Origin of the sequence: Exiguobacterium sp. s122 (genome assembly GCF_018618475.1) — a bacterium.
Classification (GTDB): Bacteria; Bacillota; Bacilli; order Exiguobacteriales; family Exiguobacteriaceae; genus Exiguobacterium; species Exiguobacterium himgiriensis.
Map to the genome: position 1 here is coordinate 97,405 of NZ_JACSMD010000002.1, position 23,010 is coordinate 120,414.

24 protein-coding genes and 1 riboswitch are annotated in these 23,010 nt (G+C 52.3%); of the genes, 12 read left to right on the plus strand and 12 right to left on the minus strand.

Going from position 1 to position 23,010, the window contains the following annotated elements:
• Positions 1-15: 15 nt before the first annotated feature.
• Positions 16-1,320 (minus strand): nucleobase:cation symporter-2 family protein, encoded by a 1,305-nt coding sequence (locus KNP92_RS11230; RefSeq protein WP_214840534.1) that lies wholly within the window; start codon positions 1,318-1,320, stop codon positions 16-18.
• Complete coding sequence (locus KNP92_RS11235) at positions 1,317-1,898, minus strand: xanthine phosphoribosyltransferase (protein WP_214840536.1); 582 nt, start codon at positions 1,896-1,898, stop codon at positions 1,317-1,319. The genes KNP92_RS11230 and KNP92_RS11235 overlap by 4 nt, the downstream gene beginning before the upstream one ends.
• Positions 1,899-1,976: 78 nt before the next feature.
• Positions 1,977-2,078: riboswitch (purine riboswitch) on the minus strand.
• Between the two features lie 128 nt (positions 2,079-2,206).
• Between KNP92_RS11235 and KNP92_RS11240 the strand changes: the two genes are divergently transcribed.
• From KNP92_RS11240 to KNP92_RS11250, 3 genes are read left to right on the plus strand one after another with little or no spacing between them, the layout of a single operon-like run.
• The gene (locus KNP92_RS11240) at positions 2,207-2,815 is read left to right on the plus strand and encodes an NAD(P)-dependent oxidoreductase (protein WP_214840538.1); all 609 of its coding nucleotides are present in this window, start codon (positions 2,207-2,209) and stop codon (positions 2,813-2,815) included.
• Positions 2,816-2,875: 60 nt separating this feature from the next.
• Complete coding sequence (locus tag KNP92_RS11245; protein ID WP_214840540.1) at positions 2,876-4,429, plus strand: ABC-F family ATP-binding cassette domain-containing protein; 1,554 nt, start codon at positions 2,876-2,878, stop codon at positions 4,427-4,429.
• A gap of 19 nt (positions 4,430-4,448) precedes the next feature.
• Positions 4,449-5,573: a DUF418 domain-containing protein gene (locus KNP92_RS11250; protein WP_214840542.1), complete on the plus strand. Its 1,125-nt coding sequence runs from the start codon at positions 4,449-4,451 to the stop codon at positions 5,571-5,573.
• A 47-nt stretch (positions 5,574-5,620) separates the two neighbouring features.
• On the opposite strand, the gene KNP92_RS11255 is transcribed toward KNP92_RS11250, so the two are convergent.
• The 6 genes from KNP92_RS11255 to KNP92_RS11275 all read right to left on the minus strand — a co-directional run bounded on the left by KNP92_RS11255 (position 5,621) and on the right by KNP92_RS11275 (position 9,026).
• Complete coding sequence (locus KNP92_RS11255) at positions 5,621-6,112, minus strand: hypothetical protein (protein ID WP_214840544.1); 492 nt, start codon at positions 6,110-6,112, stop codon at positions 5,621-5,623.
• 107 nt (positions 6,113-6,219) lie between these two features.
• Entirely contained in the window at positions 6,220-7,149 is a 930-nt protein-coding gene (locus KNP92_RS11260) for a manganese-dependent inorganic pyrophosphatase (protein ID WP_214840546.1), read from the minus strand.
• Between the two features lie 93 nt (positions 7,150-7,242).
• Positions 7,243-7,377: a hypothetical protein gene (locus KNP92_RS15855; protein WP_255313313.1), complete on the minus strand. Its 135-nt coding sequence runs from the start codon at positions 7,375-7,377 to the stop codon at positions 7,243-7,245.
• Between the two features lie 95 nt (positions 7,378-7,472).
• Positions 7,473-7,754, minus strand: a complete 282-nt coding sequence (locus KNP92_RS11265) for a HesB/YadR/YfhF family protein (RefSeq protein ID WP_214840549.1) — start codon at positions 7,752-7,754, stop codon at positions 7,473-7,475.
• Between the two features lie 67 nt (positions 7,755-7,821).
• Positions 7,822-8,781: a LacI family DNA-binding transcriptional regulator gene (locus KNP92_RS11270; protein WP_214840551.1), complete on the minus strand. Its 960-nt coding sequence runs from the start codon at positions 8,779-8,781 to the stop codon at positions 7,822-7,824.
• Positions 8,782-8,792: 11 nt separating this feature from the next.
• Positions 8,793-9,026 (minus strand): hypothetical protein, encoded by a 234-nt coding sequence (locus tag KNP92_RS11275; RefSeq protein ID WP_214840553.1) that lies wholly within the window; start codon positions 9,024-9,026, stop codon positions 8,793-8,795.
• Between the two features lie 238 nt (positions 9,027-9,264).
• On the opposite strand from KNP92_RS11275, the gene KNP92_RS11280 reads away from it, so the two are divergent.
• The 4 genes from KNP92_RS11280 to KNP92_RS11295 all read left to right on the plus strand — a co-directional run bounded on the left by KNP92_RS11280 (position 9,265) and on the right by KNP92_RS11295 (position 13,624).
• Entirely contained in the window at positions 9,265-10,554 is a 1,290-nt protein-coding gene (locus tag KNP92_RS11280) for an NCS2 family permease (protein ID WP_214840555.1), read from the plus strand.
• A gap of 234 nt (positions 10,555-10,788) precedes the next feature.
• Positions 10,789-11,526 (plus strand): (Fe-S)-binding protein, encoded by a 738-nt coding sequence (locus KNP92_RS11285; protein WP_214840557.1) that lies wholly within the window; start codon positions 10,789-10,791, stop codon positions 11,524-11,526.
• Between the two features lie 2 nt (positions 11,527-11,528).
• The gene (locus KNP92_RS11290) at positions 11,529-12,932 is read left to right on the plus strand and encodes a LutB/LldF family L-lactate oxidation iron-sulfur protein (RefSeq protein ID WP_376778117.1); all 1,404 of its coding nucleotides are present in this window, start codon (positions 11,529-11,531) and stop codon (positions 12,930-12,932) included.
• Positions 12,929-13,624, plus strand: coding sequence for a LutC/YkgG family protein (locus KNP92_RS11295; RefSeq protein ID WP_214840561.1), 696 nt, complete (start codon positions 12,929-12,931; stop codon positions 13,622-13,624). Before KNP92_RS11290 ends, KNP92_RS11295 begins: the two co-directional genes overlap by 4 nt.
• A gap of 43 nt (positions 13,625-13,667) precedes the next feature.
• Here the strand turns inward: KNP92_RS11295 and KNP92_RS11300 are convergent, their stop codons facing one another.
• Complete coding sequence (locus KNP92_RS11300; protein ID WP_214840563.1) at positions 13,668-14,702, minus strand: DUF4097 family beta strand repeat-containing protein; 1,035 nt, start codon at positions 14,700-14,702, stop codon at positions 13,668-13,670.
• Positions 14,699-15,019: a PadR family transcriptional regulator gene (locus tag KNP92_RS11305; protein ID WP_214840564.1), complete on the minus strand. Its 321-nt coding sequence runs from the start codon at positions 15,017-15,019 to the stop codon at positions 14,699-14,701. The genes KNP92_RS11300 and KNP92_RS11305 overlap by 4 nt, the downstream gene beginning before the upstream one ends.
• A 190-nt stretch (positions 15,020-15,209) precedes the next feature.
• Here KNP92_RS11305 and KNP92_RS11310 point away from each other — a divergent pair, with 190 nt between their 5' ends.
• Positions 15,210-17,162, plus strand: a complete 1,953-nt coding sequence (locus tag KNP92_RS11310) for an ATP-binding protein (RefSeq protein WP_214840566.1) — start codon at positions 15,210-15,212, stop codon at positions 17,160-17,162.
• 35 nt (positions 17,163-17,197) lie between these two features.
• Here KNP92_RS11310 and KNP92_RS11315 read toward each other — a convergent pair whose 3' ends face one another.
• Entirely contained in the window at positions 17,198-17,995 is a 798-nt protein-coding gene (locus tag KNP92_RS11315) for a glucose 1-dehydrogenase (protein ID WP_214840568.1), read from the minus strand.
• 189 nt (positions 17,996-18,184) lie between these two features.
• Here KNP92_RS11315 and KNP92_RS11320 point away from each other — a divergent pair, with 189 nt between their 5' ends.
• Entirely contained in the window at positions 18,185-19,507 is a 1,323-nt protein-coding gene (locus KNP92_RS11320; protein WP_214840570.1) for a hemolysin family protein, read from the plus strand.
• A 192-nt stretch (positions 19,508-19,699) separates the two neighbouring features.
• Positions 19,700-20,692, plus strand: coding sequence for a 5'-3' exonuclease (locus KNP92_RS11325; RefSeq protein ID WP_214840572.1), 993 nt, complete (start codon positions 19,700-19,702; stop codon positions 20,690-20,692).
• 12 nt (positions 20,693-20,704) lie between these two features.
• On the opposite strand, the gene KNP92_RS11330 is transcribed toward KNP92_RS11325, so the two are convergent.
• On the minus strand, positions 20,705-21,505 hold the full coding sequence (locus KNP92_RS11330; protein ID WP_214840574.1) for a VOC family protein: 801 nt from the start codon (positions 21,503-21,505) through the stop codon (positions 20,705-20,707).
• A gap of 105 nt (positions 21,506-21,610) precedes the next feature.
• Between KNP92_RS11330 and KNP92_RS11335 the strand changes: the two genes are divergently transcribed.
• Entirely contained in the window at positions 21,611-21,937 is a 327-nt protein-coding gene (locus tag KNP92_RS11335; RefSeq protein WP_214840576.1) for a winged helix-turn-helix transcriptional regulator, read from the plus strand.
• Between the two features lie 64 nt (positions 21,938-22,001).
• Positions 22,002-23,009: a S66 family peptidase gene (locus KNP92_RS11340; RefSeq protein ID WP_214840578.1), complete on the plus strand. Its 1,008-nt coding sequence runs from the start codon at positions 22,002-22,004 to the stop codon at positions 23,007-23,009.
• Position 23,010: the final 1 nt, after the last annotated feature.

Genomic DNA, 23,010 nt, shown 5'->3' on the forward strand with positions numbered 1-23,010 from the left:
GTAGTTGCTTTCAGTCTAGCTGACTTGCCGTTTCTCGGCAACGACTTCGACCGGACGGAAGCGGCCGACGAGACGGAAGAAACCGTTCAAGAACAAGGCGGTGACAGACCCCGCGACGATGGCGCTGTCGGTGAACAATTGAATCGGTTCTGGCATGTTGGCCACAATTCCTGGATTGGCCGTGATGCCGAGCCCGATGCCAATCGAGAGCGCGATTGTGATCAAGTTTTCGTTCTTCGAGAAATCGACTTGGCTCAAGATGCGAATCCCGGAGGCGGCGACCGTTCCGAACATGACGAGCATCGCCCCACCTAGCACCGGTTTCGGGATGAGGGTCGTGAATGTCGCCACTTTCGGTAAGAAACCAAGTAAAATCAAGAGCCCACTCGTCCAAAAGATGACGCGACGGGATTTGACGCCCGACAGTTGCACGAGTCCGACGTTTTGGCTGAACGTCGTGTACGGGAAGCTGTTGAAGATACCACCGAGAATCGTCGCGACCCCTTCAGCACGGTAGCCTTTCGTCAACTCGTTTGAGCCGATCGGCTTTTTCGTGATATCACTGAGTGCTAAAAATACGCCAGTCGATTCAATCATGGAAATGATGGCAACGAGCGTCATGACGAGGATGGCCGAGACGTTAAACGTCGGCATCCCGAAATAAAACGGTTGTACCATCTGGAACCAACCCGCCTCACGGACAGGGCTGAAGTCGACGAGTCCGAGCATGGCGGCAATACCCGTCCCAATCAAGACAGCAAACAAAACCGCAGCGGCACGGGTGAATACTGTCCCGACCCGGTTCAAAACGATGATGAGACCGATTGTGAGTCCACCGAGCGCCAAGTTTTGCATCGAGGCGAATCCAGGCTCCCCTGCCGCGCCGCCGCCGATATCGTTGATGGCGACCGGGATGAGCGACAACCCGATAATCGTCACGACCGAACCGAGGACGACCGGTGGGAAGAAACGGGCTAGTTTTCCGACGAAACCGGAAATCAGAATGACGATTATTCCACTCGCAATGAGTGCGCCGTAAATGGCGGTGATGCCGCTCGAGCTACCGATCGCAATCATCGGGCCGACCGCGGTGAACGTACAGCCGAGCACGACCGGGAGACCGACACCGGTGAAACGGGTCGTCCATACTTGTAACAGCGTCGCGACGCCGCACATGAACAAATCAATCGCGACGAGGTATGCTAGTTCCGTCGGACCGAGCCCGATGGCACCGCCGACGATAAGCGGGACGATGGCCGCGCCCGTATACATGGCAAGTAAATGTTGGAAGCCGAGACTGGCCGTCTTGAACGTATTCATCGCACGGCCTCCACAAACGAGATGTGTCCCGCTTCAAGCTTACTGATTCGTGCGAGCGACTCGACACGATAACCGCGTGCGAGTAACTTCTCGCGTCCGGGTTGGAACGACTTTTCGATGACGATGCCGATACCCGCGACCGTCGCTCCTGCCGTTTCCACGAGTTCAGTCAATCCGAGTGCCGCTTCCCCATTCGCGAGAAAGTCGTCGATAACGAGGATCCGTTCTCCGGGTTGGACGAAGCGTCGGCTCAAACTAATTCGGTTCGTTTCTTGCTTCGTGAACGAGTAGACGTCCGCTTCGACGAGATCGTCTTGGAGCGTCAACGATTTACGTTTACGGGCGAAGACGAACGGGATGTTCATCTCAAGTGCTGTCATCATCGCCGGCGCGATCCCGCTCGATTCGAGCGTGACGATGCGGTCGATTTCGATATCGGCGAACCGTTCAGCGAACGCTTTCCCGATATCTTGCATCAAGACCGGATCGACTTGATGATTCAAGAACGCATCGACTTTCAATACGTGTTCAGACAAGGCTTGTCCTTCGTCTCTAATTTTGTCTTCTAATCGTTTCATCTTATTCCCTCCAACAAAAAAATGCGATTCGTCACCCCAACTCGGGAGGCAACGAACCGCATGGAGACATGATGCATACACACGACTAGCGCCACCCGTAGTCGAACCATTTACGGTGGTTCGGTAGAGACTTGTGAGCCATATTCTCACGGATATACGAGTGCGAATCTACTTATTTATAAGATAGAACTTATTGTAGACGATATCTTTAGAAAAGCAACACTTTCTAAACGGATAGCTAAAAGTTCGATTTTTCTGAAACTGCTGTATACTGAACGTATACGAACTAGGATGGGAGCGATTATGCGATGAAGCTATTTGTATTAGGCGCGACCGGCCGAACCGGTCACCAGTTCGTCGACCAAGCGACCGAACATGGCCATCACGTCACGGCTTTCGTGCGGGAACAGAAAAAGTTGATTCCGACGCCACAACTTGAAATCATTGAGGGCGACGTGACGGACGTTTCTGCATTGACGGACGCGATGAATGGTCACGACGCGGTCGTCAGCTGTCTCGGGACCGACCTTTCGGATGAGGACTTTCTTGCTCGCGTGACCGATGCGCTCGTCCCAGCGATGAAAGCGAACGGCGTGACGCGCGTTATCTATCTCGCCTCGGCCGGCATCGATCAGGAGATTCCCGGGCTAGCCGGAAAAGTCGTCACGTTCATGCTCCGAAAGCCGCTCCGTGACCACCGGGCCGCAGTTGACCTGTGGCGCAATTCGTCATTCGATTATACAATCGTGCGGCCGATGCAACTGACGGATGGCCCTCGGACGTCGGTCTATCGCGTGTCCGTCGATGGCATTCCAGACAACGGGAAACAGATATCCCGGGCCGACGTTGCCCAGTTCATGTTGAACGCTGCCGAAGATCAGCTGTTCATCCGCCAATCGATTGGACTGGCGTACTAATTTTATTCAATTCATGCTACAATATCGGATAGTCAAATTTGAAAGGAACGAATACAACACATGAGTATATTATCGGTACAAAACTTGAGCCACGGCTTCGGTGACCGCGCTATTTTAAACGACGTCTCTTTCCGCCTTTTGAAAGGCGAACACATCGGCCTCGTCGGGGCGAACGGTGAAGGAAAATCGACGTTCATGAACATCATCACGCGTAAATTGCAACCGGACGAAGGGAAAATCGAATGGGCGAAAAACGTCCGTGTCGGCTATCTCGACCAGCATGCGGTCCTCGAGCGCGGTATGACGATTCGAGACGTCTTGAAGAGCGCGTTCCAATACTTGATTGACATGGAGACACGCATCGGCGAACTCTACATGGAGATGGGTGACGCGACACCGGAGCAGATGGAAGACATGCTCGCAGAAGTCGGGGAACTCCAAGAGATGCTCGACTCAAACGACTTTTATATCATCGATGCCAAAGTCGAGGAAGTCGCGCGTGGTCTTGGCATTTTAGACGTCGGACTCGACCGTGACGTCACGGACCTCTCTGGTGGGCAACGGACGAAAGTATTGCTCGCGAAGTTGCTTCTCGAGAAGCCAGACATCCTCCTTCTCGATGAGCCGACGAACTATTTGGACGAGGTGCACATCGAATGGTTGAAACGCTATCTCCAGAACTACGACAACGCGTTCATTTTGATTTCCCACGATATCCCGTTCTTGAATAGCGTCATCAACTTGGTCTATCACATGGAAAACCAGGACTTGTCGCGCTACGTCGGCGACTACGACAAGTTCATGGAAGTGTACGAGATGAAACGGGCACAGCTTGAGTCGGCCTACAAACGCCAACAAGCGGAAATCGCAGACTTGAAAGACTTCGTCGCCCGGAACAAGGCACGTGTCTCGACACGGAACATGGCGATGTCGCGTCAGAAAAAACTCGACAAGATGGACGTTATCGAACTGAGTGCGGAACGTCCGAAGCCTGAATTCCGCTTCCTTCAAGCCCGCACGTCAGGTCGTCTCATCTTTGACGCCAAAGGCCTCGTCATCGGATACGACGAACCGCTCTCACGTCCGCTCGACCTGCAGATGGAGCGCGGTCAAAAAATCGCCCTCGTCGGTGCGAACGGCATCGGGAAGACGACGCTGTTGAAGAGCCTCCTCGGGTTGATCAATCCGCTCGAAGGAACCGTCGAACGCGGTGAGTTCTTGGAGATCGGGTACTTCGAGCAAGAAGCGGCCGTCAGCAACAACACATGTATCGAAGAGATTTGGAGCGAGTTCCCGTCACTTAACCAACAACAAGTCCGGGCCATGCTCGCGAAATGCGGTCTCATGACGAAGCATATCGAGAGTAAAATCGCCGTCCTCAGTGGTGGCGAAAAGGCGAAAGTCCGCCTCTGTAAGCTTCAAAACAATGAATCGAACCTTCTCCTCCTCGATGAGCCGACGAACCACTTGGACGTCGATGCGAAGGAAGAGTTGAAACGTGCGTTGAAAGAATATAAAGGCAGTATCCTACTCATCAGTCACGAACCAGAGTTCTACCAAGACATCGTCACAGACGTCTGGAACTGTGAGTCGTGGACGACGAAAGTATTCTAACTTGTAGAGGAAGTGTCGCATGACTGGCCCAATCCAATTGAACGAACGGATCGTTCTATACGACATCATTCGAGGATTTGCCTTATGCGGCATTTTTCTCGTCAATATCCCGAGTATGCTCGGGAGCGACTGGATGTTCGGTCGCCCCGACTATACGGGGAGTGACTTGGTCGTCCGGACGCTGTTCGACATGTTCATCCAGACGAAGTTTTACACGATTTTCTCACTATTGTTTGGCATCGGGTTCTCGATTTTCCTTGAGCGTTCGTACGCTCGGGGCGAATCGGCGAGCCGATACATTCGGCGCATTGCAATCTTATTTTTGTTCGGACTTGCTCACTTGGCCATCTGGTCGGGTGACATCTTACATACGTATGCGATGTGGGGCTTACTGCTCCCGCTGTTTTATCGCTTGAGTAATCGGGCCATCTTGACGTGGGCGTGGAGTTTATTGCTCGGAAGTTTCTTCTTGCTTTACGTCTCCTCCGCGCTCGCGGAATGGACCAAAGGCGGATCGTTCTACTCTGGTATTCCGTTCCCGACCCTGTTTAATGACGGGTTCAGTGCTTGGTTCGATTATCGTCTAAATGTCGAAATCTTTTCTGCTATCTCAAACTCCCTTCTCGTCGGGGTTGAAATTTTAAGCATCTTCTTGTTCGGACTCTATATCGGACGAGAGCGAAAACTACTTACGTGGACCGTTCAAGGACTGACACGGACGGCCATCGTCTGCGCCGTGCTCGCGTTGCCATTTTTCGGTGTCATCTTGTGGCATCATTACGGGGGTGGCGACGCTTATTACTGGGTGAACTTGATTGCCGTCCTCATTTCTGGTAAATTACTTGCCACAACATATGTCTGTCTCTTTACCATCGCCGTTCGGAAAGGTCGGTCGTTCCGTCCGCTCCAAGTGCTTGGTCGGATGGCGCTGACGAACTATTTGACGCACACGCTTGTCGTCTTCCTCCCGGTCATCGCGCTCGGCGCCTATGGCCAGCTTTCGTTGACGCAAGGAGTCTTTCTAAGCATCGCGATTTTGATCGCACAGGCGTTCTTCTCGATGTGGTGGCTGAAGTCACACCGTTACGGACCGTTCGAGAAGTTATGGCGTATCGGGACGTATGGGTTGCAACGAAAATCTTAACAAGCATCATAACGGCTCGAAGCGTCTGCTTCGAGCCTTGTTTACATTCAACGGTCCGGTTTTACCTTCAGGTTCAACAACATCAGGGCGATCCCGATCCACAGTGTCAACCCGACGTACATGAAGAACGTATTGACGTTGAACAGTTGATTGTTCATGTAAATGGAAAAGACATCGCTCGTGATGCTGTTCGCGTAGTTTAAGTCTCCACGCCCCGGCTGATTTAAGACGATTTCCGTCACGTACGTCCGGTACCGGTCAAATGCGTTCATCTGATAGCGATACCCCGCAACAAGCAATATCGGGAGGAAGAAGAAGCCACCCCATAGTAAGCGTGGTCGCACGTTCGTCATCAGTTCCATCCAGCCGAGCATAAAAAGCAGGATGAAAAAGAAAAGAAAAAACAGGCCGATGAGCGCCGGATTCCCGTTTCCGGATATGTCCTCCGGTTGGACGGTCATCACGTTTCCTAGATAGAAAATACCGGCACACACCCCAAATCCGAGTCCCATCATCCAGCCGATTCGCTTCTTGTTCATGTGCGCTCCCCATTCATCGTTCGATTCATCATAAACTCAGTATAAGGCTACTTTTTCCAATTCCCCATAAAAATGAACATCCCGTCTCCAGGATGTTCATTCACACGTCAGTTTGTCGCCGTCTCTGTTAACACAGGGACGATTTGTTTTTTCCGTGACACGACGCCAGGAAGTGTCGCCAATCCTTCTTGAAGCTCAACGTTGAACGCCTTCTCGAACAAGTCCGTCTTCTCACCGACGACGAGCGCTTCTGAGTCGTTCGTTAAGATGTTTGTGATGGCGAGAACGAACAAGTCGAGCTCTTTGTCCAACAATTTCACCGCCATCGCCGCTTCGACGTCAGCTTTACGGTTCAATACGTCGTTCGCGTCGACCGTGTTCACTTGTGCGATTTCCACACGGTAGTCGCCCATCGCGAACTCTTTCGAGTCGAGCGTGATGAGTTCAGGCACGGTCTTTTGGCTCAAATCAGCCCCCGCTTTTAGCATCTCAAGACCGTACGCCTCGACGTCTGTCCCAGAGATCTCAGCAAGCTCTTTCGCTGCTTTGATGTCCTCGTCCGTGCACGTTGGTGATTTGAAGAGGAGCGAGTCCGAGATGATGGCCGAGAGCATCAAACCAGCCATGTCCGGAGCGATTTCAATCCCGTGCTCTTTGTAGAGTTTAAGTAAAATCGTCGCCGTGCAACCGACTGGCTCGGCCCGGTAGTAAAGCGGGTCTGCCGTTTGGAAGTTCGCGATGCGGTGGTGATCGATGACTTCGAGAATGCGCACGTCTTCGATGTCGACCGCGCTCTGTTGGAACTCGTTATGGTCGACTAAGATGACCGCGTTCGCTTCGTCTGAGACGCGTTCGACTAGGCGTGGCGCTTTGACGCGGAAGTGGTCGAGTGCGTATTGCGTCTCGTTGCTCACTTCACCGAGACGAACCGCCTCTGCGTCCATCCCTAACTTCTTTTTCAGCTCCGCATAGGCGAGCGCTGAACAAATCGTGTCCGTATCCGGGTTTTTATGTCCGAAGACAAGTACTGTACTCATAGTTCATTCTCCTCACTGAATAGTATTCCCTCATCCATTATAACGTCTATGCCCGTTCTTTCAATTGCAAAACAAAAAGAGCCCGCGGGCTCTTTATGATTGTTCGTCTTCGTCTGTCTCTTCAAGGTCCGAATGGTCCCCTTTTGAGTCTTCCTCGTGTGAGATGTCGGGTTGATCGCGTTTCAACTTCTCACGTTCTTCTTGTTCGCGTTTGTCTTTGTCTGACATGCATCTTCACCCTTTCGGTTTTGTCATGTCGTAGACTGTTCCCCGAGGATGTCTCATTCAAACAGATGTCACCCATCTGTTAACGAATTGTGATGTTACGCTTGTACGAATACGACTTCATCGCCGCGAATCTCGACGTTGACGTCCTGTCCTTGGAATAACCACTCATCTTGTTCGGCCACGACGAAACGAATCCCGTCCGCCTCGGTTTCAACGGCCGCGTTATCGATGTCCTCTGTGATGACGCCAACCGAAAAGCCGTGCGTCAAATCGGTCGAGCCCCCGTACTTGGCAAATAGACGCACCGTCTCGCCTGATTTCACTTCCATCTCGTCTTTAAAGAATTGAAGCGCCTCTTCTGTCACATTAATCTTCATCTGACATCCTCCTCTCGACTTCTGTCTTCATTCTAATCGTTTCTGAATACCCGAGCGAGGAAGTTGCCTATACGGTCATGCCCGGTATGTGTGTGACCGTCAAACTTTTTTGGACGACCGGTCCACCTGTCATCTCTTGGAACGTGGCATCAAATAAGGCACGGCCGATGTCTTCGTTCGGGGAGCGCATCGTCGATAAACCGAACGCCTGCCCAATCGGATGACCGTCAAAGCCGAGCACGGCAACGTCATACGGCACCCGAAGACCACGGCGAGCCGCTTCTCCTAAAAAGCCGAGGGCGACATAATCGGACGAGAAAAAGAGCGCACGGGGGCGCTCCTGTTCAGAGAGGAAAGCCGAGACTAGCTGCTTCCCGTCCTCACTCGTCAAGTATCCACTAAAGATCCATCGCTCACGCGCGGACGCCACTTCATCGAAGTATGCCCGCTGACGCGCGATGGAGCTTGGACTATCCGCCCTTGACAAGATGATGCCGATGTCTTCATGGCCGGCCTCTGCCAACACACGGAGACCGGCTTGAAATGCAGTGTAATGATCAACGTGTACAGACGAAATCGTCTCCGGTGCCCCGACTGTCGCGACAGCGATTGGACCATAGGCCCGATACGTCGTCATCTCTTCGAATGTCATCGTATGGGACAGCACAATTGCCCCGTCGACTTCCCGATGTTTCAATAAATCGAGCGCTTGTCGTTCTTGGTCGAGTCGATATTCAGTTTGCCACATGACGAGTCGGTAGTCTTTTGTGAGTGCAGCTTTGGCCAACCCGTTGACGAACAAGCCATAATACGGGTGGTCCATATACGGCAAGACCACGACAAATCGCTGTGTCCGGCCGGTCGAGAGCGTCAACGCCTGTTGATTCCGCAAATAGCCAAGCTCTTTCATCGCCCGTTGCACCCGTTCCCGTTTCTCGTCAGACACGTACGGATGGGCATTGATGACACGCGACACCGTCGTCACGGACACGTTTGCATGTCTTGCGATATCTCGAATGTTGGCCAACTCGTCTCACCTCAGTTTGTCAGTCTTTGCATATAGTGTACCCAGTTTGCATTCGGACTGCCACCCTTGTCGATCACCTGCGTACGAATCGCTTGTACAAGACGGAATCGTTCTTCGATCGGCAACTGAAGGAATTCATCTTGAAAATGGCTACACAACATTCTTCCGAACGGTGTGTACAACTGATTGATTACCAGTTCATAGACGATTCCGCTGCAAAATGTCTTCCATGTTGATCCATTCATCGGATTACCCCTCCTTTGGTTCAAGGGTACAAGCTGAAACGCGTTTCAGAGCAAGCATTATTTTAATTTCATTAATTCCCGAACAATTAACGCTTTCACTTGAATTTTTATAGGTTTTTCCTTCGAAATCATTGACGATACTCGATTCATTTTGTATAGTCATCAAGTTGATAACGTGCGTTTAAGCTTATTCGATTAATTATTGTTCGGAAATTCATCACTATAAGGAGTCTTATTCATGAACTTATTTCATTTGAAACAACACGGAACGAACGTTAAACAAGAAGTGACGGCTGGTGTTACAACGTTCGTCACGATGGCGTATATCTCGGTCGTCAACCCGGCCATCCTGTCTGACGCTGGCATCCCGTTCGCGCAAGCGTTCACGGCGACCATCATCGCCATTTTGATCGGAACAGGATTAATGGCGTTTTATGCGAACTTGCCAATCGCTGTCGCACCAGGGATGGGACTGAACGCCTTCTTCGCCTATACACTCGTCGCCCAGCAACAAATCGCGCCGTCAACCGCGCTCGGCGTCGTCTTCGTTTCGTCTGTATTCTTTTTGATTTTATCGCTGTCCCCGATTCGGACGAAATTGATTCAAGCGATTCCGGCGTCATTAAAGCATGCCATCACGACCGGTATCGGATTATTCATCGCTTCGCTCGGTTTGAAACTGTCCGGGCTCATCGTGTCTGACGAGGCGAACCTCGTCCGCCTCGGTGACTTGTCGTCTCCAAGTGTCCTGCTTGTGCTTGGTGGCCTTGTCGTATCCGCACTTCTTTTTTCTCGGAACATCCCAGGGTCACTCCTCATCGGAATGATGCTTACCGGGATTGCAGCCTACTTTATGGATTTATTAAAAATTGACGGCGTGACGGCGATGCCGACGTTACCGGAAGGATTAATGGTCAACCCGGTCACCGCATTCACTGATGTCATTCAATACGGCCTCTTCGGCGCCGTTTTATCATTTTTCCTCGTCACGCTATTTGATACGACCGGCACACTTGTCGGGGTCGGAAAGCAGGCAGGGTTATTGAAGCAAGACGGAACAATTGAGAACGGACACCGCGCCTTGTTCGCTGACTCGCTCGCAACGATGGGCGGCTCGCTCGTCGGAACGAGTCCATCGACAGCGTATATTGAATCAGCCGCCGGTGTCGCCCAAGGCGGACGGACTGGCTTGACGACGACTGTCGTCGCGGGATTGTTCGGACTCACGCTTTTCTTTAGCCCGCTCATCGGCGCCATCTCTGGTGTCGCGGCCATCACGGCGCCCGCACTCATTATCGTCGGGGCGCTCATGCTGACGAACGTCCGCTATATTGATTGGTCAGACTTTAGCGAATACTTTCCAGCCTTTATGACAATCCTTATCATGCCGCTCTCAGGTAGCATCGAGCGCGGGATTGCCTTCGGGTTCATCCTCTATCCGATCTTTAAAGCGATGAACAAAGAGACGGTCCACCCGCTCATCTACTTGTTCGGCGCACTCTTTATCTTGGAAATGTTTTTCTTATAAGTTAGATTCGTGCCCTCGTCCTCGACGAGGGTTTTTCTGTGTCGAAGCAGGGGAATGCTGTTTTATAGCAGGACAGGTCTGAATTCAAATTCATTCTCAACCCCTTCTCAATTAGACAGGATTTTACAGTTTTTTATGAAATTCATCCCATTTCTCTTTATTGTTGTCGTTTCGTTATGAAATAATGGCGGTGAAATCGTTTACGAAAACCAGCTGAAGAAAGAAGGAATGGACATGCCTAAAGTGGCGCTATTCGTCACTTGCCTTTCCGATACGCTCTTCCCATCGGTAGGTCAAGCGACGGTCGAACTATTGGAACACCTCGGCTGTGATGTCAGCTTTCCGTTCGAGCAGACGTGTTGCGGTCAGCCGGCCTATAACAGCGGCTATCACGAAGAGACGAAAAAGATTGCAAAGCATATGATTGAGACGTTCGAAAAGGCGGACGCCGATTACATCGTCGGCCCTTCTGGCTCGTGCGTCATGATGATGCGCGATTACGCACACTTGTTCAAGGACGACCCGGCTTGGAAAACGCGCGCCGAGGCCCATGCGGCGAAGACGTTCGAATTGACGCAATTCATCGTCGACGTGCTCGAGGTGAAAGACGTCGGGGCGAAGTTCCCTGCCAAAGCGACGTATCACGCCTCGTGCCATATGACACGTCTTCTTGGCATCGAGGCGGCACCGGGGCAACTACTTAAACATGTCGACGGCTTGACGATGCTCCCGCTCGACGGCGTCCATAACTGCTGTGGCTTTGGTGGTACGTTCTCCGTCAAGATGCCGGACGTGTCGGTACAGATGGTCGATGAGAAAGTCGCGTCCATCTTGAACTCTGGAGCCGACATCTTAATCGGGGCGGACGCCTCGTGTCTGATGAACATCGGGGGACGCCTACATAAACAAGGCCATCCAATCAAAGTGATGCATATCGCTGAAGTGTTGAATGAAGGGGTGAAGCAGGCATGAGCATGGGGATTCGATTAGACGAGAAGTTCCAAACACGACGAAAAGATGGCATCGACAACCCGTTCATGCGGGAAGCCGTCAGTTCGGCGCAAGACCGTCTTCGTGGCGTCAGGCTGTACGCGGCTGAGGAACTAGGCGACTGGGAAGCGTTCCGGGATCACTCAGAAGAGATACGTCAACACGTACTCGAACATCTCGACTACTATTTATATCAATTGAGCGAGAACATCTCGAAACGCGGCGGCCACGTCTTCTTCGCCGAGACACCGGAAGAAGCGAATCGGTATATCCGGGAAGTCGTCCGGTCGAAGGATGCGAAACATATCGTCAAAGCGAAGTCGATGGTGACAGAAGAAATCGGCCTGAACGAAGCGTTAAAAGAAGAAGGGTGTACGGTCGTCGAGTCAGACCTTGGGGAATGGATTCTTCAACTCGATAACGATCCGCCGTCACACATCATTGCCCCAGCGCTCCATAAAGATCGGAACGCCGTTCATAAGACGTTTACCGCGAACGGCTACGAGGGGACGAATGACCCGACAGAACTCGGTCGTTATGCTCGTCGTGAGCTACGAAAAGATTTCTTGAAAGCAGAAGTCGGCATCACCGGATGTAACTTCGCCATCGCCGAGAGCGGTGCCGTCGGGCTCGTCACGAACGAAGGGAACGGACGGATGGTCACGTCCTTGCCGGACACAGTCATCTCTGTCATGGGCATGGAGCGGCTCGTCCCGTCATACGAAGAGTTCGAAGTGCTCGTCAACATGTTGTGTCGAAGCGCCGTCGGACAACGACTCACCTCGTACATCACGACGTTCGCCGGGACGAGAGCTGTCGGCGAGATCGATGGTCCTGAAGAGTTCCACCTCGTCATCGTTGACAACAAACGCTCCGGAATTCTCGGTACTCAGTTCCAATCGGTGCTACAGTGCATCCGTTGTGCGTCTTGTATTAACGTTTGTCCGGTGTATCGCCATATCGGCGGCCACGCCTACGGTTCGATTTATTCCGGACCGATCGGCGCCGTGCTCGCCCCACTCCTTGACGGTTACGAGAATTATAAGGAACTGCCTTACGCGTCGAGTTTATGTGGCGCCTGTACGGAAGCATGCCCGGTCAAGATTCCGCTCCATGAGCTGTTGATTGAACATCGCCGTGTCATCGTCGAAGAGAAGAAGCAGTCCCCGTTCGTCGAACGGATCGCCATGAAAGGCTTCGCCGTCACGTCCTCGAGCCCGCTCTTGTTCGGCGCGGCCGAACAGATGGCGCCGTTCGCCACGTCTCCGTTCACGAATGCAGGACAAATTGAGAAAGGGTTACCGGCATGGACGGACTCGAAAGATTTGCCGCAACCGAGTAAACAGACCGTGCGAGACTGGTTCAAGAAACGGGGGAATGCAGAATGAATCCAGGTACGATCACGAACCGTGAAGACTTTTTAAAGCGCATCGCCAACCAACTCGGACGCGACGTTGACTTGACCCCGCCCAAACGTGTGTACAAACACCGTCCGCAAGATGACGTGTTGAAAGACGCGTCTGACGAGGAGCTCCTCGAGACGTTTCGAATGGTCGCGACGCGCATCCACACAGACGTCATCGAATGCGAGTCGACTCATCTCGACGAGACGCTTCGCCTTTTGATTGAGCAGTACGGGGGACAGGCCATCATCGCCGAGCATGATGCGCGCATCAAGTCGTGGGCGCCAAAGACGAGCGCATCGTTCGACTGGTGGGACGCCACACGTCCGGATGAGAGTCGGGCGTTGGCCGTTAAAGCGGATATCGGCATCACGATCGCCGACGCGGCGTTCGCCGAAAGCGCGACGATCGTCCAATATGCCAAACCGGGAAAATCACGGACGATTAGCCTGTTGCCGCACGACCATATCGCCATCATCCCGAAATCGGTCCTTGTCCCTCGGATGACACAAACCGCCAAGCAGCTCAGCGCATTAGACCAGGACGGAGACCTCGCGTCACCGCACGGTGTCAATTTCATTTCCGGCCCATCGAACTCGGCCGATATCGAGATGAACTTGATTGTCGGGGTACACGGTCCGGTCCGTGTCGCTTACGTGCTCGTGCACGATTTATAAATAGTAAGACTCGCGCGTGAAGGGCTCACGCGCGAGTCTTTTTTCATGCTTGTTCGACAGAAATGCTTCCGTTTGAGCTCGTCAGTCTAAGTTCAACCGTCCCATCCCCATACGTCCGCTCATTCGCCCGATCGCCGAACAACTCGACTTTGCCGTTGTTCGTTTTCGCACGGATGACGGCGTCATGTGGCTCACGTTTCAGACGAACATCGATACGCCCATTATTCGTCTTCAGGCGAACCGGGTTCTCGAGCGCATCAATCGCATAGTCGATCCGACCGTTCGAGGTCTTCGCCTCGACAGTGCCCTGTACGTCATGGATATCAAGACGCCCGTTCGAGGAATGGACCTCTAATCGATCGACGCTCGAGGCACCGACTTCCACGCGTCCGTTCGATGAATGGGCATGTAACGCCTGACCGCTTATCGCTGTGAGACTGACTTTCCCGTTCGAGGAACGGAAAGCGCCACGCTTCGCATTCACAGTGTGAACCGTGATGCTACCGTTCTCGCTCTCGACTTCGACCGATGCCGCATCTAGGTTCCGCACATCGCACGAGCCGTGACGATTCTTCAAGACAACTTGTTCATACGCATGACGAGGCAGTTCGATATGGAGTACCGGGGTCTTCGTCACCGCCCATGCAAACAAATTCGATAGACCGAAACGACGCTCGGACTCGATTCGGATTTCAAGGGTGTCCCCGACGATATTCATCGTCACCCCGTGGTCCCGTTCCGTTTCGAGCGTGGCATAAGCAAAACCGTCATGCGACGGAACGACGCGGACGTGTGCTTGCAGGACATCGATGGAAACGTTATGGAACGCCACGTTCTGACTCTTGACGACGGTCGGCTCTTTACGACTAACTTCAGAAGAGGAGTCGGTTGACCCAAGCAGCTCACCGGCTAACGTCTCCGGCCGCCCAAGTTCCTCAATCATCGCTTCGTCTGTCTTCCCATCTGCTCGTCCGTTGGCAAAATATTCGGACACGTCTCGTAACATATCGACTCGGTCAATGACGCTCACACCGGAAAGTAATCGTTCGAGCTCTCCCAAATACTGTTCTTCTGTCATACGTCGTCTCCCCCTTTAATCAATTCGTTGACACCTGTCGTAAACAATTCCCATTCGTTTCGTAACGCTTCTAGATGCTTCTTCCCTTGGTCTGTGATCGTGTAATACTTTCGCGGCGGTCCTTCAGCCGACTCTTTTAAATACGTCGTGAAGTAGCCTTCAGACGTTAGCCTCCGAAGAAGCGGGTAGACCGCACCTTCCGAGATAGATACTTTCGCCGAAATGGCTTGGACGAGCTCGTAGCCGTAACGATCGCCTTGTTCGACGAGCGCGAGTACACATAGATTGAGTACGCCCTTTTTAAATTGAGGATTCATCATCCCGCCTCCTCTACTATATATTAAACAATAGCTCATCATTCACTATTGGTCAATGAATAATAGTGAATTTCCGGATCTTTCTTGATAGGTGGTAACGGCTGGATGAAATCTGTACAATGAAGGGACGACCCAGTTATGATTTTTGTCACAGATGGAATGTATGCAGTTCCAGGAAGGGACGGTTTATATGAAAGCTTGGATTGACCAGCGGATCGGAAGACAGTTTTTATTTGTCTTTTATTTATTCATCGGACTGATCCTCCTTACTTCACTTGCCGTGTACGTTTATACGGAAAATCGAATTGAACAAACGACGACCTCGCTCGAGAATGTCAGCGAGCGCAGAACGAACGCGACTGAGCTATTCGAGACATGGCAATCGATGCAGTATGAGATGCGTGGGTACGTCATCCTCGGGGATGAGGAGATGCTCACCCGCGTCAAAGATAAACAAGCGCTGATTGAGACGCAGACCGCGTGGTTTGAAGCGAATGCGGTCACTGAAAAAGAGAAAGTGTATGCGAGCGACGCCCGGACGCTCTTCTCGGCTTATCAAGAACGCGTCATGCCGAGTCTAGAACGCTATGTTGTAGCGAAACGCGCCGGTACGGTCACCGAGCCATTTTTGCAGATGCCGACACTCGGCAAGGTGACGCCACAAGCGGAACCACCAGCAGATCGAAAGTTTAAAATCAACTCGAAGAGCGCTGCGGATATGAGCGCGAGCATCGTCGACATGGAATCCGTGTTTACGGAATATCGGAACTCGTTGAACGATGAAGAGAACGTGTTGCGCGAACAGCTCGCCACACATACACAGTGGGCGCAAGTGCTGTGGTTATTATCCCTCCTTGCCGTCCTCCTTGTCCTCTTTATCGTAGCCCGTCCGTACGTTCATCGGTTGACCGGTCAACTCCAGGATTTGATTGTCAACAGCGGCCGACTCGCAGATGAACAAATCGTACCGATGCAGTCGGCCTCGTCTCGAAACGAGGTCGGCCAATTGACCGACTCATTCCGTCAAATGGCCTCTTCGCTTGCCATGCAGCGCCATCAAGTCGAAGAAGAACGTGAGAAAACGGCCCGTCTACTCCACTCGATTCGAGATGCCGTCATTTATGTTGAACATACGACAAATGAGAAGATGGCGAACCAAGCACTATTCGTCATGTTCAATCAAGCCATCACGAAACGAAACGAGATGGACTTATATCGACTAGACGCCGATTTAGAAGAACTCGGCCTCCAAGTCGACCAAAAAGAATCATTCTTCTCCTTTATGCGGCGTGCGTTCGAGGGTGAGGGCATGGAAGAGAGCGTAACGTTCTCAATGAATCAGGAAGCGCGCTTCATTCAAATGTATGCTGAAAAGATTCATTTGCGCGGTACGCGCCACGGCACGATGCTCGTCTTCCGTGACGTGACACAAGAGACGGAAGTCGACCGCCTGAAGACCGAGCTCGTCTCGACCGTATCCCATGAGTTGCGGACACCGCTCACGAGCATTATCGGCTTCACGGAGCTCTTGCGCTATCGAAGCTTACAATCGGAACGCATCGATCAATATTTAGGGATGATTCATCAAGAGACGCTTCGTCTCGAGGACTTGATTTCCAACCTGCTCGACGTCCAGCGTATGGAGTCCGGTCAACAAGCGTATGACAATCAGCCCGAACGCTTGCATGACATTCTCATAGAGACGATTGCGCTCCACCAAGGCGCGAGCCAACACCATGCACTCACGCTCGAATGCGATACGAACCTCCTCGTTTACGGGGATCGGAATCGCTTGAGTCAACTGTTCACGAACTTGCTTCACAATGCGATCAAGTATTCGCCGGATGGTGGGAAAGTCGCTGTCTGCGTCACCCATCACACGTCGGATTTCATCGACATCTCGATTCAAGACGCAGGAATCGGCATCCCGACTTCGGCCGTCCCGAAACTGTTCGATAAATTCTATCGTGTCGACAACTCGGCTAGCCGTAAAATCGGCGGAACCGGTCTCGGTCTCGCCATCTGTAAAGAGATTGCAGAAGGGCATGGCGGATCGATTCACGTCGATTCACGCGTCGGTCATGGCTCAACATTCACCATCACGTTGCCAAAGTATGTAGCCGAAGACAAGATGAGTAGCTAACAAAAAGGGGTCCGCATCGCGCGAACCCCTTTTTCTTATTGCACTTTGTTTTCAGGACCGAACGATGGATAGAGCGAGAGGCCGCCGTCCGCGAAAATCGTCGTCCCAGTCACATATGACGACTCGTCTGATGCGAGCCATGCGGCGACCGCCGAAATTTGTTCCGGACGACCAATCTCGTGCGTCGGGATGAGCGCCTCGAGTCCTTTTTTCTCTTCCGGGTCTTGCATCGTCTCTTCATTGATCGGCGTATCGATGGCACCCGGTGCGATCGCGTTCACGCGAATCTTGTTCGGTGCGTATTCGAGCGCGACCGATTTCGTGAACATCTTGACGCCACCTTTACTTGCCGCATAGTGCGTATAACCCGGGCGTGGGATAATTTCATGCACCGATGACATATTGATGATATTTCCTTGAATCTTGTGCTCGACGAAGTATTTTAACGCAGCACGAACGCCGAGGAACGTGCCCGTCAAGTTTGTATCAATAATCTTTTTCCAATTGTCGAGTTCCATCTCATGCGTTTTCGCCTCGACTTGGACACCGGCGTTGTTGACGAAGATATCCATCTTCCCGAACTCGGAGACGGCTTTCTCAATCATCTTCTCGGCGAGCCCTTCTTCTGCAACATCCCCTTTGACTGCGACCGCCTTCCCGCCGTTCGCTTCGATGCCCCGAATGACTTCGTTCATCTCATCTTCACTACTCCGATAATTCAAGACGACATGAACGCCTTCTTTGGCGTAACGCTCCGCGACGGCACGTCCAATCCCTTTCGAACTCCCCGTGATGACCGCCACTTTTCCTTTTAACTCTGGATAGTTTGCCATACTGTTCCCTCCTTCAGCTTCTCGCTTTGTAGTTCCCTCATTCCCCTCTTGTCGAAACCTTCTGACCTTGATTTTGAATAATTAAGCCAAATCCACTATACTGAAACAAACTATTCGTTTTCAGGATTTGCCTGAAAGACGTACTATCTTACTTCAATGGAGGTGACTCCCCGATTTTTGGGGGAATTTTTGGACAGTCCCACGTTACTCAGTTTAATCATCGTCGCCTTGCTCATCTTCTTGACCGCATTCTTTGTCGCTGCCGAGTTTTCGATCGTCAAAGTGCGGAGCGCGCGACTCGACCAGCTCGTGCTCGAGGGCAATAAGCGGGCCGTCGTCGCCAAAAAAGTGATTGAGAACCTCGATGACTCGCTTTCCGCTTCCCAATTCGGAATCACCTTATCTGCGCTCGGTCTCGGGTGGATTGGCGCCGATCAAATCGAAGGGATGATGGAACCGCTCGTCAACGTCTTCAACGTCTCGGCGAGCACGTCGACGTTCTTGTCGTTTTTAATCGCTTTCTTGTTGATTGCCTTTTTGCATGTGGTCATCGGTGAACTCGTACCGAAGACGCTCGCGGTTCATGAGGCCGAGAAATTGACGCTCCTCGTCGCACGTCCGCTCTACTGGTTCACGAAACTCATGTATCCGTTCATCCGTGTGTTGAACAGTCTGGCCCGGCTCACGCTTCGCTTGTTCGGTGTCCAGACGACCGCTCAAGAGACGGCGCACTCGGAGGAAGAGTTGAAGATTATCATGACAGAGAGCTTTAAGAGCGGCGAGATTAATGAGAACGAGCTCGCCTACGTGCAAAACATCTTTTCGTTTGATGAACGCGTCGCGAAAGATGCGATGGTGCCACGCATGAACATGGTCACGATTGATGAGGAAGATACAATGGACTCGATTATCGCCACCGTCCAAGAGCACCAATACACGCGCTATCCGGTCACGCGCGACGGAGACCGAGACGATGTGCTCGGTTTCGTGAACGCGAAGCAGTTGTTCACGGCCCAACTCGCGAACAGTGACGCCCCGTTCAAGACATTCATCCATCAACTGCCGCTCGTGACCGAATTCACCCCGCTACAAGAGGCGATGGTGAAGATGCAGAACGCGCGGACGATGATGTGTCTCGTCATCGATGAATACGGCGGGACGGCCGGTCTTCTGACGATCGAAGACATCTTAGAAGAAATCGTCGGCGAGATTCGTGACGAGTTCGACCGCGATGAACAAGCAGAGATTACTGAAGTCACACCTGGGCACTATCGTTTGTCCGGCCTCGTCCTCACCCAAGAGGTGGAGGAACGGTTCGGCATTCAAATCGAAGACGACGTCGACACGGTCGGCGGTTTTGTGTTGTCACAAAAAGCGAATGCCCGGGCCGGCGAACGCTTCGTCTTGCCAGGTGAGCACGAGTTGATCGTCCGCGAAGTCGACAACCACCGCATCGTCTTCGTCGATTTGATTCTTGCCCATAAAGACGAGATTCAAGCCGAAATCGATTGATGCCTATTCTAGCCTTCCCGCCTCATCTCGGGTAGGCTTTTCTTATGTGCTCAGAACTGTCGCTATATTTTCACGTCTTGCCGTGATATACTGCACATATGTTGCTTATTTGAGTGCACGCCACTCATTGACACAACATCACCGAGTTAGCCACGATTGCTCGGTCCAACAACTACAGAAAGAAGGTTACGCATGGAACGTAAACTATTTTTAATTGACGGTAACTCCATGCTGGCCAGTGCCTACTATGGTGCCGCCGCGAGCCGAACGAAAAAAGGACGCGAGGTATCTAAAAACGATCGGAGCGCCGTCATCGGAATGACCGGCCTCATCCGGACGATTCTCCGCAGACATCGTCCAAGCCATTTTGTCGTCGTTTGGGACGTATCACGTGAAACATTGTGGCGTCGGGAATTGTATCCTGGCTATAAACGCCGCCGTCGCCAAACACCGCCCGAATTGAAGGCTCAAATGGAACTCATGCGCCAATTACTTGAAGAGAGCGGCATCCCGCAATATCAAGTCGAAGGCTATGAGGGTGAAGATTTGATTGCCCACATCGCGCGGAAGTTCAGCTGTAGCGCACCTGTCGTCATCATGACGAAGGACAAAGATTTGCTTCAGCTCGTGAGCCCACGCATCACGGTTTGGCTCCAGACTCAAGAACTGCAACAGATGCAGGCGCGTTGTGACATTAAAGACAACCGTCCGCTCCCGCTCAAGCGACATCTTGAGATTCGCCCTGAGGAGATTGCAGCCTTGTACGAAGGATTGAAGCCAAAACAACTCTCAGCCGTCAAAGCGCTGACAGGAGACCGTTCTGACGGGATTCCTCCAGTGGCCGGACTTGACGAGAGCCAGTCGGTAAAATTGATTAAGCGATTCGGTTCGCTCGAAAAATTGTATACGGCACTGAGCGTCAAAGGCGACAAACGACAACAAATCAACGAAACGATCGCGGCACTGACGTCAGAGGAAGTGCCCCGTAACTTGAGACGCACCCGTAAGAAAGCCGAGCGCAACATGGAGCTCGTCCGTCTCGATGTTACGGTGCCACAGCTTGAACATTTGAAGCTCGCTCATCTTGAGCTGAGCATCAATCCGAAACGAGTCGAGCAAGCGTATAAAAAACGCGGGCTTCGTCTCTCGTTCGATTCAGGTCAGAAAAAAATGACAGCACGATAAAAAGCGCGGACATCAGTCCACGCTTTTTATTTTGACGGTAATCCCGTCTGAATCAATGAGTGACCATTCGCTCGTCGTCCCCCCGAGCGCTTCATTCGTCGCCGCATCGACGAGCAACGTCCACGCCTCGATACCGGCCTCTTCGCCCATCGGCATACTCGGACGCGCCCAGACGTTCGTCCCAATGTGGTGATGATAGCCATCGGCCGCCAAGAACAAGGCACCCGGATAAGAGTCCGTCGTCACGGTGAACCCAAGGCGATCCGCATAAAACGAACGGGCATTCTCGAGGGAGCGAACTTTGAAATGCACGTGCCCCATCGTCGTGCCGGCTGGCAGTCCCGTAAACGGACGGTCGGCCGCCGCTTCGAGCATCGATTGATAGTCGACAGGATCCGTCGACATCTTCACGTGCCCGTTCGGTTCATACGACCATTGTTCACGCGGACGGTCGGCGTACAGTTCGATACCGTTTCCTTCTGGATCGCTCAAATAAAACGCCTCGCTCACCAAATGGTCTCCTTGTCCAACTTCGATGCGACGATTAATTAAATGGTGAAGAATCCGGCCGAGTTCGATCCGGTCCGGCAGAAGAATCGCTAGATGGAACAGACCGGCCGCTTGACGATTCGGTCGCACGCCTTTCACTTCATGCAAGATGACGAGCGGTGTCGTCTTTGCACCGAGCGTCACGTACTTGTCCTTTGTCTCGAGAACGTCCATCCCGATGACTTCCTCATAGAATGTTTTCATCGCATTCAAGTCGTTGACACGCAACGTGACAGCACCCAACTGAATATTTGTTAATTTCATAATTTTCACCTCTTCTTTAAAGTATACCCGCTAAGTGAAAACAACAGAAGACGGCACAAAAAGGTGGTATAGTTACGTAAAAGAAACCATAAAGGAGAAAACGGTGTGACGAAAATCTCAAGTTGTGAAGTCGATACGGCGCTCGAATTGATTACGGGCAAATGGAAGCCGTCCATCTTACTCGCCCTCATCAATGGCGGCACACTCCGGTTCAGTGAATTAAAACGCGCGCTCCCAAACATTAGTCAAAAAATCCTGACGGCGCAACTACGTGATTTAGAAGATCACGACATCATCATCCGGACCGTCTATCCGGAAGTGCCCCCGCGTGTCGATTATCAATTGAGTGAGTATGGGCAGACGCTCATCCCTGTGCTCGAAACGATGAACGCATGGGGCATCCGCCATGCCGAACGCATGCGTGAAAAGTAAATTGTCCACATGTGGATAACCCAATTCCACACTCAATCCCACTACTTATCCACAGGAGGCTGTTATGATTCGTTATCCCCAATTGACCGGCAGAACGGCCGGCGTCACGGCGCCGTCGTCTGGTATCCCGACTGAGCTCCATCATCTACTCCATGAAGCGGAGAAGACGTTCGCCCGTCACGGCTTCACGTTACGCTTTCAGCCGTCGAGCTGGACGCAGTCGAAAGCAAAATCAGCACCGGCTGACGTTCGAGCCCGTGAATTGACGGCGTTGTTTCAAGACGAGACGATCGATTTGATTATTCCGCCGTGGGGTGGGACGCTGTTGATTGAAATATTAGACCGCATCGACTGGGACGCGCTCCCTGCGAAGTGGATGCTTGGTTATTCGGACGTCAGCTTGTTTTTGTTCGTCTACACGCTAAAGACCGGGATTGCCTCGGCGCACGGAACGAACCTCGTCGACCTTCGCGGCGAAGAATGGGACGAGACGAGTTCACGCTGGCTTGACGTCGTTTCGGCAAAAGAAGGCGAGACGGTCATTCAACGCGCCTCGGAATATTATCAAAAAGAGTGGCAACATGAAAATCCGAGCCCGCATATCTATCACTTGACTGAAACGACCGAATGGAAGGCGATTGGGGGCACCGAAGCGACAGGACGCCTCCTTGGCGGTTGCATCGATGTCTTGTTGCATACGATCGGCACGCCATACGGCGACATCCACACGTTCCAACGCGAGCATTTGAACGAGGAGCCGATTCTTTGGTACTTTGAGAACGCTGAGTTCGACGTCCCTGCACTCAAACGGACCCTCCTTCAAATGAAGTGGGCCGGTTGGTTCAATCACACGAGTGGGATTTTGTTTGGTCGCAGTGAGGCGCAACAGCCCGCTCAAGGGTATACGGCTGAAGACGTCTACGCCGAGCTTCATGACATGCTCGACGTACCGATTATTTACGACATCGACTGCGGGCACGTCCCGCCACAATTGACACTCGTCAACGGGGCGCACGCCTCGATTCAAGTTGAGGATGGGAAAGGGACACTCATTCAAACGTTCAAGGGCTGAG